This is a genomic window from Peptoniphilus harei (assembly GCF_016726485.1).
GTDB classification, from domain to species: Bacteria; Bacillota; Clostridia; order Tissierellales; family Peptoniphilaceae; genus Peptoniphilus_A; species Peptoniphilus_A harei.
In genome coordinates this window covers 1,746,518-1,762,372 of sequence record NZ_CP068103.1, presented here as the reverse complement: position 1 = coordinate 1,762,372, position 15,855 = coordinate 1,746,518, and the positions used below count along the sequence as shown (strand labels likewise).

Below are 15,855 nucleotides of genomic sequence, written 5' to 3'. Positions count from 1 at the left end.
ATTAAATTATTTTCTCTTTATAATCAGTAAAATTGTTAAAAATAAGACTCCAATTAATACAATTGCACCACCTGGTTTTAAGCCCAGGTAAAAGGAAGATACTAAGCCAAGCATAGTAAAAATAAATCCGAAAATTGATGCCAAGATAGTTGTCTTTAGATATCCAACTTTAAACTGCATGGCACAAGCTACTGGCACAACCATTAGGGATGAAATTATTAAAATACCAACAGTCCTTGCTGAAACAGAAATAGTAACAGCTATTAGAATCATGAAAATTAAATTTATCCTATCCACGTTAACTCCAGAAAGTCTTGCAGAGGACTCATCAAAGGAAATATACATTAAGTCAACAAATAAATATGAGAACAAGAAAAATACTATAATTGAAACTCCAAGTATTAAATAAAAATCTAACTTTGGAATCGCTATAATAGATCCAAATAAGTATTCTTCAAAATTTGCACTGGTCTTAACAAATCCTGAAAAAAGTGATGCAAGACCAATTCCTGTGCTCATTAATATTGCAGAAGAAATTTCTTGGTATCCAGGGAACTTTGTCCTAACATATTCAAGGAATATAGAACCCACTACACAAAGTACTAGAGCTCCTATAACTGGAGAAGTTGATGTCATAAGTCCCAGCATAACACCAGCAAGGGAAACGTGGGATAGGGCATCCCCAATTACAGATATTTTTTTGTTTACAACTACAACACCCATGCAAGGGATTATAATCGATAAAAAAGCTCCAACAATTAAAGCCTTTATCATATATGAATACTGAAAAATTTCCATTATTTCACTTCCCTTATCTTCTTATCTTTTATCTCATAGACCTTGTTTACATTGTCTTCTATTTCTTCAAGGTTGTGAGTTATCATAAGAATTGTAATATTGTGCTGTTGATTTATGTGACTTAAAAGATGGAATAAGGCTTCCTTAGACTCCTTATCTACACCAGTCATAGGTTCATCAAGAATCAAAAACTCAGGAGTTGCAACTAGGGTCTTTGCAATTAAAATTCTCTGTCTTTGTCCACCAGACAGCTCTGTATAAAGCCTGTCACTATAATCGTTCATGCCAACAAGATTTAAAGCATTGGTTATTTTCTCTTTATGGTAGTTTTTTAATTTTCTAAATCCCTTATTCCTTGGATAAAGAGTTAGGGACAAGAGTTCCGAAACTGTGATTGGAAACTCAAGACTTGATGGTACAGAAAGTTGTGGTACGTAACCAATGTTTTTTATTCCATTTTCTGTATAAAAAGAAACAGTGCCATCTAGCGGCTTAAGTTGGTTTAAAATAAGTTTAACTAAAGTCGACTTTCCAGCACCATTAGATCCTATAAGGGCGATATAGTCGCCCCTATAGACATCAAAGTTTATATCATCTAAAACTAAATCATCATTATATTTAAATTTCAGATTTTTAATTTCTAACAATTTTTCCTTCACTATTTTAAAGCACCTACTAAATTTTCTAGATTTTCTTCCATGATGCTAAAATAATCTGCCTTATTGTCTACTTGCTCTTGGCTCAATCCTTCGATTGGAGAAAGTACCTTAACTTGGCAACCTGTTTCACTAGCAATAATATTTGAAACCTTAGGATCAATTAATTCCTCTGTAAAAATAGTTGTAATATTATTTTCTTTGATGTAAGAAATTATTTCTGCCATTTTCTTAGCATCTGGTTCTGTTTCTGCATTTACACCCTTAACTCCAATTTGAGTTAGGCCATAGTCTTTGCAAAGATAACCATAAGCTTCGTGACTTACAACAATTTCTTTATTTGGAAGACTTCCTAAGCTTTCACTGTATTTAGCATCAAGTTCATCTAACATTTTAGCATATTTTTCATAATTTGACTCATAATAATCTGCATTGTCTTTATCAAATTCCACTAAAGCATTCTTGATGTTTTCCATTTCTATTTTTGCATTTTTAGGTGAGATCCAAACATGTGGGTCCATTGGTCCATGGTGATGTCCTTCATGGTCGTGGTCTTCATGATTATGGTTATTTTCTGTAGCTTCATGATTGTGGTTTTCTTCAGCTTCATGATTGTGATTATGATTTGCTTCATGTTCATGATCTTCATGTTCATGTTCATGGTCTTCATCTTCATGGTCATGAGTATGAGTTGATTTAATTAGGTCTACACCTTCAGATGCTTCTACAACCTTTAAATCCTTATTTGAAAGTGAACTAAGAACTTTGTCTGTCCATGATTCAAGACCTGCTCCATTATAAATAAACATATCTGCATTTTCTAGATTTTTAATTGCATTAGAATCCGGTTCCCATCCATGAGGTTCAGTTCCTTGTGGCATAATCATTTCCACATCTACTTTATCACCAGCAATTTTTTTAGTGAAATCATACATAGGATATACTGAAGCGTAAACTTTTAACTTATTTTCTCCCTTACTCTCTTCAGTGGCATTTTCTTTCATTCCCGCCTTAGAACATCCTGATAATAAAATAATTCCTGCTAATAAAAATACAATCTTTTTAATATTTTTCATTTTTTCCTCCTAAACAATAATGATTTGCATTAGTAATTATAACAGAATTTTTTATTAATAAAAGGACTTTTTTAAAAATACTTAAATTTTGTTATAATTAACATATTAAAGGCGGTGGAATAGTGAAAAACTTTGAAGACATTTTACGAAAAAATAATATGAAAATCACTAAAGGACGACTTGCTCTTTTAGAAGAATTAAATAAATCACAAGTACCCATGAACACAGAAGAAATATTTGAGACTGCAGATAAAGATGCTATACCTAGCTTTACTTCCCTCTACAGAATGCTCAATGAATTGTCTGACAAGGGAATAATAAGAAAAAATTTATACTCTAATGGACTTTTTTACTATGAGTTTGCTGGATCTGAGCACAGACACTATATTGTTTGTTCAAAGTGTGGCAAAGTATCACCAATAAAAGAGTGTCCTATATCAGATTTTGAAAAAATTGCTGAAGAAGAGACTGGATTTAAGGTTATTGGCCATATTGTTGAGTTAAAGGGATTATGCCCAGAATGTCAAAAAGCTTAATTCCGTATAGTGGAACATTCTTCGTATAGCAAGATTTTTCTTTACTTTTTTAATTTTTATAGTTATAATTGATTTAGTGAAATAATGAAAAAGTTATTTTACTATCCTTTACTTATATTTCGAAAATAAAAGAGACTTACTGTACACCCCGCAGTAAGTCTCTTTTATTTTTTATTGTACGCTTTAGCATGAATAAACCACCAGCTATGCTGGTGGTAGGAAAATAAGCTTTAGCTTCAAGCAAAAAACCTCCCGTGATAAACTATTAATGTTACTGGCAGTAGCATAAATAGAAAAGGGAGGTATCCTAAAATGGATAAAAATAGTTTATCACATACATCATGGAATTGTAAGTATCACGTAGTATTTGCTCCAAAATACAGAAGGCAAGTAATATATGGAAGATTAAAACAAGATATAGGAAAAATATTAAGAGATTTATGTGATAGAAAAGGAATAAATATAATAGAAGCGGAATGCTGTCCAGACCATATCCATATGTTGTTGGAAATTCCACCAAAATACAGTATATCTCAAACGATGGGATATTTAAAAGGAAAAAGCAGTCTAATAATATTTGATAGGCATGCAAACTTAAAATATAAATATGGAAATAGACATTTTTGGTGCAGAGGATACTATGTAGACACAGCAGGTAAGAATGCGAAAAAGATACAAGAATATATAAAAAATCAATTAAAAGAAGATTACATGGCAGATCAAATAAGCATTAAAGAATTTGTTGACCCGTTTACGGGTGAGCAAGTAAACAAAAGCAAAAAATAAGGTGCTTTAGCACCAGCTGTGAAAATTGGTGCACGAGAAAGAAAGCTCGAAGCATGGAATGCTGCCGGTAACAGCCCCTTATAGGGGCAAAACAAACCACCGGCTTAGCCGGTGGTTATGATTTCATATTTTTATAGCAATGTTGTTACAAATCCACCTAGAATAATTAATGGTAAACCAAAACATAACATTTGTGGTATACATGTATCCTTTATATGCTCGTGTTGACCGTCAACAGATAGGCCAGATGTTGGTCCTAGTGTTGTATCTGATGCTGGAGATCCTGCATCACCACAAGCAGCTGCAATTGTAACAAGTAGAATAGTTGCTCGCACTGAGTAACCTAAACTCATGGCAATTGGAACATAGATTGCAGAAATAATTGGAACTGTACCAAAAGAAGTTCCTATTCCAAGAGTTATCATTAGTCCAAGTAAAATCATTACATAAGAAGCTACAAGTCTTGAACCACCTAGTAGGTTTTGAGCAACTTGTACTAAGTCATCAATAGCTCCAGATTTAATAACTACATTTGCATAACCTGCTGCAATTAACATTACAAAGGCAATAAAGCCCATCATGTTAATACCACCGTCAAGCATCTTTTGCATATCAGACCATTTGATTACCCTTGTGGCTACAACAAAGATAAGTCCAACTAAGGCTCCAAGAGGAAGTGATTCTGTTAATAATTGAACTACAACAGTAATGACTCCTGAAAGAAGGACTAAAATGTGCTTCTTTTCAAGTTTATCTGGAACTTCAACTATTTCTCCCTCTACATCCTTTGTTTCATATTCCTTGTCTTTCATAAAGAAAATTAATCCTGCACAAAGACCTAAGAACATAATTGCTGCAACAATCCAGTTAGTTCCTGTTACATCCTTATCTGTAATATTAAGTCCAGACCTTCCAAAAGAATCAATAATTAATCCATGGAAAATCGCACCATATCCAAGTGGTAAGGCAATGTAAGGTGCCTTCAAGCCAAATCCAAAGGAAACAGAAAGCATTTTTCTGTTCATTTTCATCTTATTTGTAACTGCAAGAAGTGGTGGTATTAATATTGGAATAAAAGCAATGTGGATTGGTATAACAGTTTCAGCCATTATAGCTATTACTATTATTATTCCACAAAGTAAGATTTTGTTTCCCTTAACTAGAGATCCAATCTTCTTAGCCATTATTCCTGCTGCACCAGTTTCTTCCATACAGTAAGCTAAAGAACCTAATAGTATATAACTTAAGGCTGTTTCAGCGTTACCTCCCATTCCACCTATTAAGGTGTTCATAGTTTCAGCAATTCCCATACCTGAAATAAGTCCTGCAGATATTGCTGAAATCATTAAAGCAAAAAATACTGGAATTTTTGCTAAACATAAGGCTGCCAAAATAATTACTGACAGCACAACTGCATTTGTAAATATCATATTTTCTCCCTTCTAGTTTTTTATTACCTCGCTTAAGTTTATTTTAATCTAAATTGACATCAAAAAAAAGACTTTTCTAAAAATAGAAAAATCTTTTTCCCATAAATATTATTTATTTTTTTATAAATATATATCTTAAACTTGTAATTTGAGCCTTAATTTAGAGAAGAGTCACTAATATTTTTTTCGCTTTCATCCTCAATATTTTTTTGTGAAAGTGTTTCCTCTTTTTCATATCTTTTCAAAATATCCATAAACTCTTCACCAGATATTGTTTCTTGACGAAGTAAATATTCTGAAATTGCATGAAGGGCCTTAATGTTATCTCTTAAAATTTTTCTAGCTTCATCATGTGCATCATCAATAATTTTTTGAACTGCTGCATCAATTTCATATTGAGTTTGTGGAGAACATTGAAGAGAAGTATCTCCTCCAAGATAGGCATTTGACATAGACTCAAGGGCAACAAAACCAAATTCATCTGTCATTCCAAATCTTGTTACCATTGCCTTAGCTATTTTTGTTGCCTTCTCAATATCATTAGAAGCACCACTTGTCCTAATATTAAAAATTAATTCTTCAGCAGATCTTCCTCCAGTTAGAGTTACAATGTTATTAATTGCATCTTCCTTAGTCATTAGGAATTTTTCCTCTTCATCAACTTGCATTGTATAACCTAGAGCCCCTGAAGTTCTAGGAATAATTGTAATCTTGTGAACTGGTGCTGAGTCCTTTTGCTTAGCTGCAACTAGAGCGTGTCCTACTTCATGATAGGCAATAATTCTTTTTTCACGTGGGGATATAACGGCGTTTTTCTTTTCATATCCAGCTAGAACAACTTCCACTGATTCTTCTAAATCTCTTTCGCTCATCTTATCTCTACCTTCACGCACTGCACGAAGAGCTCCTTCATTTACCATGTTGGCAAGATCAGCCCCACTTGCCCCAGCAGTTGCCCTTCCAATTTTTTCATAGTCAATGTTATCTTCTTTCTTAATGTCTTTTACGTGAACTTTTAAGATTTCCACCCTTCCTTTTAGGTCTGGCAATTCAACAGGTATCCTCCTATCGAATCTACCTGGCCTCAAAAGAGCAGGATCTAGAGAATCTGGTCTATTAGTTGCCGCTAAAATTACAACTCCGGCCTTTGCATCAAAGCCATCCATTTCGGAAAGAAGTTGATTTAAAGTTTGTTCTCTTTCATCATTTCCAGAGAAGCCAGAACCATCTCTCTTCTTGCCAATAGTGTCAATCTCATCTATGAAAATTATACATGGTGCCTTTTCCACTGCTTGTTTAAATAAATCTCTTACCTTAGCAGCTCCAAGACCAACAAACATTTCCACAAAGGCTGATCCAGATATTGAGAAGAAAGGAACTTCAGCTTCGCTGGCAACTGCCTTGGCCAAAAGTGTCTTACCAGTTCCCGGAGGACCTACAAGTAGAGCTCCCTTTGGAAGTTTTGCACCAATTTCTGTATATTTTTTTGGATTGTGTAAAAAGTCAACAAGCTCTGATAAAGCTTCTTTGGCCTCATCTTGGCCTGCAACATTGTCAAATTTTATACCATCAGTTGATTCAACATAAATTTTTGCTCCACTCTTTCCAAAATTCATTGGGCCAACATCGCCCATTTTCTTAAATATAAATTTTGAAAGGAAAAGCCAAAAGGCAATAAATATTGCAAAAGTTGCTACAGTTGAAATTATGAAGGACACAACTGGATTCATTTCAGGCTTGTATACTTGGGCAGACTTAACATTTTTATTTACTAGCCTATCAACTAGATTGGGATCATACATCCTGTTAGTTTCATATTTAATTTTCTTCCCATCTTTTTCAACTTCAAAGGCAATTGTCCTATCTCTTACCTCTGCTTTCTTTACTTGATTCCCATTTACCATATTTACAAAGGACACATAATCTGTTTCTTTTATTTCTGAATCCTTATTTAACCTTGGCAAAAGTACAATGGCTACTGTATAAAAAATTAAAATAGCCAAAATTACATAAATTATTGTGGGAATATATTTTTTAAAATCATTATTCTTATTTGACAAAATTTTCCCCCTCTTAAAGGTGAATAAAGAAAAAATTTGGGACCAAGTCCCAAAATTAATCTAGTCTTCTTCTATTTTCCATTGCTGTCTGAATTGTAATCTCATCATAATACTCAAGATCTCCACCAACTGGTAGACCATATCCAATTCTTGAAACAATTATATCGTAATCTTCTAAGATATTTTTAATATACCTAGCTGTGGCATCCCCATCTACAGTTGGGTTTGTAGCAACGATTACTTCTTTTATTTCCCCTTCTTCTATCCTATTAATTAGTTCCTTAATTGTAACATCTTCAGGAGTTTTTCCCTTTAAAGGCGAAATCACTCCATGAAGAACATGGTATTTGCCACGGAAACTAAGAGACCTCTCCATTGCATCAACATCTTTTGGACTTTCAACAACACAAATTATTGAATCGTCCCTACTTTTGTTGGAACAGATTTCACAAGGGTCACTGTCTGCATAGTTCATGCAAATGGAACACTCAACAGTGTTATTTTTTGCAGAGACTAGAGCTTCTGCTAGGTCCCTAACTTCTCTTTCTTCAAGACCAATTATATAATAGGCTAATCTTTGAGCAGTCTTTGACCCAATTCCTGGTAGACGATTTAATCTCTTTATTAAATCTTCAATAGGTCCTATTTCCTTAGCCATATTATAGCCCCGGAATGTTTAGTCCGCCTGTGAATTTACCCATTTGAGAACTCATCTTGCTTTCAGCATTTCTAAGTGCCTCATTAACTGCAGCAACAATTAAATCTTCAAGCATTTCAACATCATCAGGATCAACTGCATCCTTATCTAGGTCAATAGAAATAAGTTCTTTGTTGCCATTTACAGTAGCACGAACTGCACCGCCACCAGCTGTAGCAGAAATTTCTTCGTTTGCTAAGTTTTCTTGCATTTCTTCCATTTGCTTTTGAAGCTTTTCGATTTGCTTCATCATATTATTTCTTCCGCCTCCACCAGGGAAGCCATTAAATCCACCTCTAGCCATATTTCCTCCTAAATTTCTTCTATATTATCTTTTCCAAAAATCTCTTCTAGCTTATCTACTCCACCTTTTTTTAACTTCATCCTAACGTCAATATTTGTATTATAAACATTATTTAGTAGGTCAGGCAAAACCTTCTTATTTTCCTGCATCATGCAGTATTCGTAAAATAAGCTATCCTTTTCTTCAAATACTATTTCCAATGTATTACCATTTAAACTAACTGGTCTTGCATGTCCTACAAAACCTGCAAAGCCCTTAAAACCTCTTGAGATAAGTTCATTTATTATCTTATCCCAATCTGATTTTATCCTATCAATTGTAATATTATTGGTCTTATCCTTTTTTTCCTCAAGATTTTTAGTATTATCATTTTCAATTATAGCAGATTGCTTTGATTTTTCAATTCTAGAGCTTTCATCACCATTGATGTTTTCTCTATTATTTTCCACAAAAGACTTGCTGGTTTTTTCTTTATTAGGAGCCACATCTGCCTTATAAAAATCTCCTGGATTATAATCATAATAATTATCTTCATAGTTATTGAAATTGTCTTCAATATTATTTGATGAAATATTGGAATTAGAATTAGATGGAATATCCCTTCCCAAATTATTAATCTTGTCCTCTAAGGATTTAATTCTTCCTTCTAAATCATCTTTATTAGACCTTTTGCAAATCTTAATTGCATTCATCTCGAAGACAACTCTCTTGTTGTCAGCATACTTAATTTCAAAAGAAAGCTCTTTTAATATTTCTATTATATTTAGAAGGTCTTCTAGCTCAACACTTCCTGCCAGATTTTGAAATTCCTTTAAGTAAGTAGTGTAAACAATTTTTCTTGGATCCTTTAAGGTTTTTACCAATAATATATCTCTAAAATGATTTAAGATTTGTGAAGAAAGTGTATTGAAGTCAATACCTTCTCTATAGATTTCATCAATAGCATGGAGTGACCCGTTTATATTTTTTTCAATCATTGCTTTCGATAGAGAAAATAATAATTCTGAAGATGATATCCCAAGAACCTCCATGGCATCTTCAAGTTTAATGTGGTCTTCATTTTTTGTGAGAAGCTGATCCAAAACTGATAGAGCATCTCTCATTGCTCCGTCAGCTGTTTTTGCAATTAGGGTAAAGACTTCTTCATCACAAGATTTCCCTTCAAGCTCAGTTATTCTCTTTAAATTACTTTCAATATCCTCAACAGATATTCTCTTAAAATTAAATTTTTGAGACCTTGATAAAATAGTTGCAGGAATTTTTTCTATTTCTGTTGTTGCTAAAATAAAAATAAGATGTCTTGGTGGCTCTTCTAAAATTTTAAGTAAGGCATTAAAGGCCCCCTTTGATAGCATGTGAACCTCGTCAATAATATAGACCTTATATTTAAGAGCTTGAGGAGGGTAAATTACCTTGTCCTTTAAGTCTCTAATATCATCTACACCATTATTGCTGGCAGCATCCATCTCAACAACATCTAAGACAGATTCATTTAAAATTCTCTTGCAATTCTCACATTCATTACAAGGGTTCCCATCGACAGGGTGAAGGCAATTAACTGCTCTTGATAAAATTTTGGCAGCAGATGTCTTTCCTGTTCCCCTAGTACCTTGAAATATATAGGCATGACTTATTTCATTGTTTTTTACTTGATTTTTTAATGAAGCTACTACAGCCTCTTGGCCGTAAAGCTCATCAAAGGTCTTTGACCTGTATTTTCTATATAAAGCTTTATACATTCTCTCACCTGCTAATAATTATACATGAAAAATCTTTATATTAAATTGTTTTCTAATCTATTTGTGAATAATTTCTTTGAAATCTCTTCCAAAAGATTTAACATCATCTTCACATAATTTTCACATGGCGAGTATAAGATATAGACAAATCAAAGAAACAATATGTTTCAATTTAGGAGGATTTATTAAAATGAAAAATTTAAAGAAATTAGCAAGCGTTGGAATGATCTCAGTATTAATGCTAGGTATGGTAGCATGCCAAGGCGCTGACAAAAAAGCTAACGAAGCTGCAAACGCTAAAAACAACGCAGTAGAAGAACAAGCTGAAGCTAACAAAGCAAAAGTTGAAGCTAACGCTAAAGAAGCAGAAGCTAACGTAAAAGCTGAAGAAGAACAAGCTAAAGAAGAAATCAACGCTCAAGCAGAAGAAGCTACTACTAACGAAGCAGCTACTCAAGAACAAGCAAAATAATTTAGCTTATCTTATAAAGAAGCCTTTAGGGGCTTCTTTTTTTACATAAAATTAATAAATTTCTTTTTGGTAAATATTATTCAAACTTTAATATACAAAAAATTAATCTAGGTAAAAAAATGTGTTATAATTACATTTATAGAATTTAATGAAAGAAGGTGTTACATTGTTTTGTCCAAAATGCGGAAATCCAGTTTCTAAAGATGACAACTTTTGTAATTCATGTGGTCATAAATTAAAAAACGTCAAAATAAATATTACAAGTGACAATGATGTTAAAAAAAGCTTTGAAGACACAAATAGAGTGGAAAAAATTAGTCAAAATACAAGAGTTTTTGATCCCAGATCTTTAGATGCAATTGACACTACTGATGAACTAAAAAATATTATTGCTGAAGTTGATAGGAAGATTTCTAAAAATATAAAAGATTATGAAAATAATAATATTAAAACTAAAACACCTAAAAAGGAAAAGAAATCTACTGATAAATCCAAAAAAACTTCAGATAAAAATTTAATTAATACCCTTGAAAATATAGAAATAGAAAAACCAGCTAAGTCAAAAAATCTTGATAAAGAAAACTTTGATGAAAATATCTTGGATGACTTCAAAGATTCTGACTCAGCTAATAAAATGAGTCAGAAAGAATTAATTCGTAGAGTTCAAGAAGAATTAAAAAAATCAAACTTCGATGAAGAAAAAAATAAATCTTCACATAAGACTTCTTCCTCTATGCCTGACCAATCTAATTTTTCTTTAGATAAGTCTGATAAAGATATTAAAGAAAAATCTTCCAAAAAGTTTTCTCTAAAAGAAAAGTGGAATAATTTTATCACAGAAGACGATGATGAATATTCTATTTTTGGTGACTTAAAAGATGATACCAAGAAAAAAGAAGATACTAGAAACTTAGAAATAAGTCAATCTGTTCAAGATACTGATAAATCTTTTGAAAATACACTTAGCACACCTAAGATTGACATTGAAAATGCTCTTGAAGAATCTAATAATAAAAAAGCTAAGTCTACTAAAGAAAATACAAAAACTACTTCAGGCACAAAGCAGGAAGAAAGTATAAAAAAAGATAAGACTGATAATAAAGTTTCTAAGGTAAAAGATGAAGATAAAAAGAAAGTAAATTTCAAAGAACTCTTTACTTTTAAGGACAAGGGTGAAAAACCTGTTAAAGATGTTGAAAAAGTTTCTTCTGATTTCGAAAAATCCTTAGAAAATAATTTATCAAATAAGGTTAACAAGGTTGAATCAAAAATTTCAAAAACTTCTAATAAGGGAATTGACAAAGTCTTACTCTCTTTAGATAAGGTAACTAATAAATTATCTGATTATATAGGCTCCTTTGGTTCAAAAGAAAGTAAGATAGTTATTGGTATAGGAGTATTATTAAATGCAATAATGCTAATTCTTGGGAGTGGATCTTTTAGATTTGTCTTGCTCCTATTTCTTGTTCTTAAAATAGCCTTTGACTACTTGGAATTTTATCTTCCTTTAAGTATTGCAACAGAACGGGATGACATTGACACATCTTATCCAGAAGTTAAAAAATTTGCTCTAATTAACTGGATAATTTGTAAAGTTGTATTGTTTGTTGGATTTATTATTTCACCCTTTGGTGGATTCTTTAAATATAATATCTTACAAGCCTTGACTCCTATGCCTCTTGCAACTTTTATATTAATTGGACTTTCACTTTTAATAGTACTAAATCTTTATAAAGAGAACTTCATTGCCAGATCCAAGATAAATTTCATTGGATGGTATGCAATATCCTTCACTTTACTTGAATTATTATTCAAAATGGTTTGGTTCATTATTAATTTTATATTTGTAACACTTTTTTAAAAAAAACCGAGTTTAGCTCGGTTTTTTATTTTGCAAATTTTTATAAGAAAAAAACCAGATTTTAATCTGGCTTAACTTCTAATATTTATAAAATTTCTACTTCCTTAAATTGAATATAACCTTCTTCATCAACAGAAAGGCCAAAATAATTTTCTTCAAAGGCTTTTCTAAGTTTATCAGTCTCACTTGAGTGAATTGTCCTTTCCTTTCCAGTCATGTTTATTTCTAAATCATCAGATTTCAATAAAATAAATCTGTCATAGCCTTCTTCTGAAAACTCATCAGGATATTTTTTCTTTAAAGATACAAGCATATAACCAGAATCTAGAGTATTCTTGTAAGACCTGTAATTCTTTGGAGAAATTGTAGACATCTTATTTGTAAATTTTGAGTCCTTATATCTTTCTTCAAGTTTTTCTCTAGTTAAATTTTGAAGATTTCTTCCCCTATAATCTTTTAGGACAACAACTGTGTCATTAACTATTACTGACTCTGGATTTATATAAAAGTCAACATCATGAGCAAGATTATCTTCCTCACTTGGCACCTTGATACTCCTATAAGCCACAAGCTTATCCCCATCAAAAACTCCAACAAAGGATCCTCCCCCATCTATTAGGGCCTCTAAATCTTCCTTGGAGTCATGAGAGAAAATTTCTTTATTTTCAATACCTTCATAAACTTCACTTGTCAATTCATAAATGTCATCAATATATTTTTTATCTAAAAATTTAAAAACTAATTCTTCCATAATATACCTCATTAATTAAAAATTTTAATGCAAATTTGCTTAATAAATCTCCTTAAATTTTATAATAAATTTTAAAAAATTTCTATATAGATAAAATAAAAGATTATTTTTCATCAAACTTTTATAAATAAAGGACCTAGTTTTAATTTCCTAGGTCCTTTAAATAAAGTATAGTTAATTTTTAATTAGTAATTATAGGCTTTCAAAATATTTTTCATCTCAAGAAGCTTTACCTCATCAAATCTTTTAAAGGCTTCAAGGGATGACTTTTCGTTATTAAAACATTTCCAATATCCCGTGCACTTACAGGCCTTTTTATCCCTATATTTAAAGTCTATTACGTCCTTTAATGGATAACCCAAAAATATTCCAATTTCATCAGGACATGTTTCTATAAATTTTTGACTCAGTAAACTTAGATAGTCGCCTGTAGAGACACAAGATATGTATCCATATGAATTTAAAAAATCTTTAATCTTTATCTGTGAAAGTTTCTTTTCAAGTCTTTCATTTTTAAAAAAATAAACTAAGACAAAGTCTTTCCCTTCCTTCAGTTCATAAAAATCCAGGCCTAAGGAATCCCTTAATATAAATTTATTTTGCATCCAATAATCTTTTAATGGTCTCTTGGCATTTCTAAGGTTCATCATTGTTCCCAGTTTAAGATCATTAAAGGTTGGTGCTACGGTAGATTTTATTAGGGCAAGAATATAATCATAATCTTTAAAATTATTAATATGATTTAAAAAATCTATTAAAACTCTATCATACATTAGGACCTCGCAAGATCTCTTCCCAAGGATTCACATTCTTCTAAGGCATCTTGATCTGGATCATCATAGGCTGCAAAGCCATCAGCAAGAAGTTTCGCTCCAGTGTCTTCAACCTCTTCTTGCCATAATCTCATCCATTCACCATCTGCCCATTCGTAAGAACCAAATAAAACTACATTTTTCCCTGCAAGAAGTGGATTTACCTTATCCATAAAAGGTCTCATTTCCATCTCTTCTAACTCTTCAGCTCCCATGGCAGGACATCCAAAGGCAATTCTTTCTACATCTTTAACATCATCTTCACTTGCTGATCCAACTTGAATTAATTTTACTTCAGCACCTTCGGCTTCAGCTCCTCTAACTAAAGCTTCAGCCATTCTTTCTGTATTACCAGTACCGGACCAATATATAACATTTACTTTTTTCATTTTATACCCTCCATTTATTTTTTTGATATCACTTATCATTTAGTCTTATTTTAATATATTTTTTGAGGTGATTTTTATATTTATTATTATAATTTTTTAAAATTTTATTATTTTTTGATTAAGTATTTTTAATTTTCTAAATGACCACAAGTTTATTGTCACATAATTATAATCATGTTAAAATGTTAATAAGATAAAATGTTGATAAATATTAATAAAGGAGGAATTTATGGAATTTATTAGAGAAAATGGAGTTTTAACAATAAATTTAGACTCAATATTAACTCTTGCCCTTGCTGTAATTGTATTACTAGTAGGATATGGTCTTAAAAACAGATCAGCATTTTTAAGAAAATATTGTATACCTGCTCCTGTTGTTGGTGGATTTTTATTTATGTTTATAACTTTTATAGGTTATAAAACAAATAGCTTTAATTTTACTTATGAAAATATTTTTCAATCAACTTTCATGCTTGCATTTTTTACCACTGTAGGACTCGGTGCTAATTTAAGAATATTAAAATCTGGTGGAGTTCTATTAATTGTGTATTGGTTATTATGTGGAATTTTATCTTTAGTCCAAAATACAATAGGTGTAGGTGTTTCTAAGCTCGTAAATCTTGAGCCGGCCTATGGTATGCTTGCATCATCTATTTCTATGATCGGAGGCCATGGAGCTGCTATGAGTTATGGATCAACATTTGCTAAGATGGGATACGAGCAAGCACCTGTTGTTGGAGCAGCTGCAGCTACTTTTGGGCTTATATTTGGAGTTTTAATTGGTGGTCCCTTGGGAAGAAGATTAATTGTTAAAAATGAGCTTTCTCCAGATAATGATGACTTTGATTCATCAAAATTAGATGCCTTATTTACTGAAGAGAAAACTGAGCTAACAAACTTAGATATTATAAAGAATGTTGCTGCAATTATTATCTCCATGGCTCTTGGTACTTTAGTATCAAAGTTCATTGGATCCTTAATAAATATGGATTTCCCAGATTATGTTGGTGCCATGTTTATAGCAGTTATCTTAAGAAATTTAAACGAAAAAATAAATATTTACAAATTTGATGGAAACTTAGTTGATGGAATTGGAGACGTTATGCTTAACCTCTACCTTGCTCTCGCACTTATGACTCTAAAGCTTTGGGAGCTTCAAGATTTAATGGGTGGTGTGCTAATTGTTCTAATCTGCCAAGTTATCTTCATGTTAATTTACGCTTACTTTATAGTATTTAGAGTTCTTGGTAAATCTTATGATGCAGCAGTTATGTGTGCTGGACTATGTGGACACGGACTAGGTGCAACTCCATCAGCAATTGTAAATATGACAGCAATAAATGACGAGTACGGCTTAAGTAGAAGGGCCATGATGATTGTTCCAATTGTTGGAGCCTTCCTTGTGGATATTATTTATCAACCAATTGTGCTCACATTTATTAAGACTTTTGTAAAATAAGAATCAAAAATTAATCATTTTATCTATAA

General features: G+C 31.9%; 16 protein-coding genes. 5 read left to right on the top strand and 11 right to left on the bottom strand.

Annotated elements, in window-relative coordinates:
* Nucleotides 1-6: 6 nt before the first annotated feature.
* From I6I93_RS08355 to I6I93_RS08345, 3 genes are read right to left on the bottom strand one after another with little or no spacing between them, the layout of a single operon-like run.
* On the bottom strand, nt 7-798 hold the full coding sequence (locus tag I6I93_RS08355) for a metal ABC transporter permease (protein WP_112890165.1): 792 nt from the start codon (nt 796-798) through the stop codon (nt 7-9).
* On the bottom strand, nt 798-1,457 hold the full coding sequence (locus I6I93_RS08350; protein ID WP_112890164.1) for a metal ABC transporter ATP-binding protein: 660 nt from the start codon (nt 1,455-1,457) through the stop codon (nt 798-800). Before I6I93_RS08350 ends, I6I93_RS08355 begins: the two co-directional genes overlap by 1 nt.
* A complete protein-coding gene (locus I6I93_RS08345; protein WP_112890163.1) occupies nt 1,457-2,530 on the bottom strand; it encodes a metal ABC transporter substrate-binding protein in 1,074 nt (357 codons plus the stop codon). The genes I6I93_RS08350 and I6I93_RS08345 overlap by 1 nt, the downstream gene beginning before the upstream one ends.
* Nucleotides 2,531-2,652: 122 nt before the next feature.
* On the opposite strand from I6I93_RS08345, the gene I6I93_RS08340 reads away from it, so the two are divergent.
* Nucleotides 2,653-3,066 carry a Fur family transcriptional regulator gene (locus I6I93_RS08340; RefSeq protein ID WP_112890162.1) on the top strand — a complete coding sequence of 138 codons (414 nt, stop codon included), beginning with the start codon at nt 2,653-2,655 and terminating at the stop codon, nt 3,064-3,066.
* A gap of 312 nt (nt 3,067-3,378) precedes the next feature.
* Nucleotides 3,379-3,852, top strand: a complete 474-nt coding sequence (tnpA, locus tag I6I93_RS08335) for an IS200/IS605 family transposase (protein ID WP_005955379.1) — start codon at nt 3,379-3,381, stop codon at nt 3,850-3,852.
* A 131-nt stretch (nt 3,853-3,983) separates the two neighbouring features.
* On the opposite strand, the gene I6I93_RS08330 is transcribed toward tnpA, so the two are convergent.
* The 5 genes from I6I93_RS08330 to dnaX form a co-directional block, all read right to left on the bottom strand.
* Complete coding sequence (locus I6I93_RS08330; RefSeq protein WP_112890161.1) at nt 3,984-5,282, bottom strand: Na+/H+ antiporter family protein; 1,299 nt, start codon at nt 5,280-5,282, stop codon at nt 3,984-3,986.
* A 155-nt stretch (nt 5,283-5,437) separates the two neighbouring features.
* Nucleotides 5,438-7,342, bottom strand: coding sequence for an ATP-dependent zinc metalloprotease FtsH (gene ftsH, locus I6I93_RS08325; RefSeq protein ID WP_112890160.1), 1,905 nt, complete (start codon nt 7,340-7,342; stop codon nt 5,438-5,440).
* Between the two features lie 55 nt (nt 7,343-7,397).
* Nucleotides 7,398-8,000, bottom strand: coding sequence for a recombination mediator RecR (recR, locus tag I6I93_RS08320; RefSeq protein WP_070701062.1), 603 nt, complete (start codon nt 7,998-8,000; stop codon nt 7,398-7,400).
* Nucleotide 8,001: 1 nt separating this feature from the next.
* On the bottom strand, nt 8,002-8,343 hold the full coding sequence (locus tag I6I93_RS08315; protein WP_070701061.1) for a YbaB/EbfC family nucleoid-associated protein: 342 nt from the start codon (nt 8,341-8,343) through the stop codon (nt 8,002-8,004).
* Nucleotides 8,344-8,351: 8 nt separating this feature from the next.
* Nucleotides 8,352-10,082 (bottom strand): DNA polymerase III subunit gamma/tau, encoded by a 1,731-nt coding sequence (gene dnaX / locus I6I93_RS08310; RefSeq protein ID WP_112890159.1) that lies wholly within the window; start codon nt 10,080-10,082, stop codon nt 8,352-8,354.
* A gap of 190 nt (nt 10,083-10,272) precedes the next feature.
* On the opposite strand from dnaX, the gene I6I93_RS08305 reads away from it, so the two are divergent.
* Both I6I93_RS08305 and I6I93_RS08300 read left to right on the top strand, forming a co-directional pair.
* Nucleotides 10,273-10,554: a hypothetical protein gene (locus I6I93_RS08305; RefSeq protein WP_112890158.1), complete on the top strand. Its 282-nt coding sequence runs from the start codon at nt 10,273-10,275 to the stop codon at nt 10,552-10,554.
* A gap of 166 nt (nt 10,555-10,720) precedes the next feature.
* Entirely contained in the window at nt 10,721-12,415 is a 1,695-nt protein-coding gene (locus I6I93_RS08300) for a zinc-ribbon domain-containing protein (protein ID WP_112890157.1), read from the top strand.
* Nucleotides 12,416-12,500: 85 nt separating this feature from the next.
* Here the strand turns inward: I6I93_RS08300 and I6I93_RS08295 are convergent, their stop codons facing one another.
* From I6I93_RS08295 to I6I93_RS08285, 3 genes are all read right to left on the bottom strand, one after another.
* The gene (locus I6I93_RS08295; protein WP_112890156.1) at nt 12,501-13,166 is read right to left on the bottom strand and encodes a GNAT family N-acetyltransferase; all 666 of its coding nucleotides are present in this window, start codon (nt 13,164-13,166) and stop codon (nt 12,501-12,503) included.
* Between the two features lie 185 nt (nt 13,167-13,351).
* Nucleotides 13,352-13,939, bottom strand: a complete 588-nt coding sequence (locus I6I93_RS08290; protein ID WP_112890155.1) for a DUF3793 family protein — start codon at nt 13,937-13,939, stop codon at nt 13,352-13,354.
* Nucleotides 13,939-14,367 (bottom strand): flavodoxin, encoded by a 429-nt coding sequence (locus I6I93_RS08285; protein ID WP_112890154.1) that lies wholly within the window; start codon nt 14,365-14,367, stop codon nt 13,939-13,941. Before I6I93_RS08285 ends, I6I93_RS08290 begins: the two co-directional genes overlap by 1 nt.
* A gap of 229 nt (nt 14,368-14,596) precedes the next feature.
* Here I6I93_RS08285 and gltS point away from each other — a divergent pair, with 229 nt between their 5' ends.
* On the top strand, nt 14,597-15,826 hold the full coding sequence (gene gltS, locus I6I93_RS08280) for a sodium/glutamate symporter (protein WP_112890153.1): 1,230 nt from the start codon (nt 14,597-14,599) through the stop codon (nt 15,824-15,826).
* Nucleotides 15,827-15,855: the final 29 nt, after the last annotated feature.

Bases quoted from the DNA above. Each gene is read 5' to 3' on its own strand.
- I6I93_RS08305 (WP_112890158.1), top strand. From the start codon at position 10,273: ATGAAAAATTTAAAGAAATTAGCAAGCGTTGGAATGATCTCAGTATTA.
- I6I93_RS08315 (WP_070701061.1), bottom strand. From the start codon at position 8,343: ATGGCTAGAGGTGGATTTAATGGCTTCCCTGGTGGAGGCGGAAGAAAT.
- I6I93_RS08330 (WP_112890161.1), bottom strand. From the start codon at position 5,282: ATGATATTTACAAATGCAGTTGTGCTGTCAGTAATTATTTTGGCAGCC.
- I6I93_RS08290 (WP_112890155.1), bottom strand. From the start codon at position 13,939: ATGTATGATAGAGTTTTAATAGATTTTTTAAATCATATTAATAATTTT.
- dnaX (WP_112890159.1), bottom strand. From the start codon at position 10,082: ATGTATAAAGCTTTATATAGAAAATACAGGTCAAAGACCTTTGATGAG.
- I6I93_RS08285 (WP_112890154.1), bottom strand. From the start codon at position 14,367: ATGAAAAAAGTAAATGTTATATATTGGTCCGGTACTGGTAATACAGAA.
- I6I93_RS08355 (WP_112890165.1), bottom strand. From the start codon at position 798: ATGGAAATTTTTCAGTATTCATATATGATAAAGGCTTTAATTGTTGGA.
- recR (WP_070701062.1), bottom strand. From the start codon at position 8,000: ATGGCTAAGGAAATAGGACCTATTGAAGATTTAATAAAGAGATTAAAT.
- tnpA (WP_005955379.1), top strand. From the start codon at position 3,379: ATGGATAAAAATAGTTTATCACATACATCATGGAATTGTAAGTATCAC.
- I6I93_RS08345 (WP_112890163.1), bottom strand. From the start codon at position 2,530: ATGAAAAATATTAAAAAGATTGTATTTTTATTAGCAGGAATTATTTTA.
- I6I93_RS08295 (WP_112890156.1), bottom strand. From the start codon at position 13,166: ATGGAAGAATTAGTTTTTAAATTTTTAGATAAAAAATATATTGATGAC.
- gltS (WP_112890153.1), top strand. From the start codon at position 14,597: ATGGAATTTATTAGAGAAAATGGAGTTTTAACAATAAATTTAGACTCA.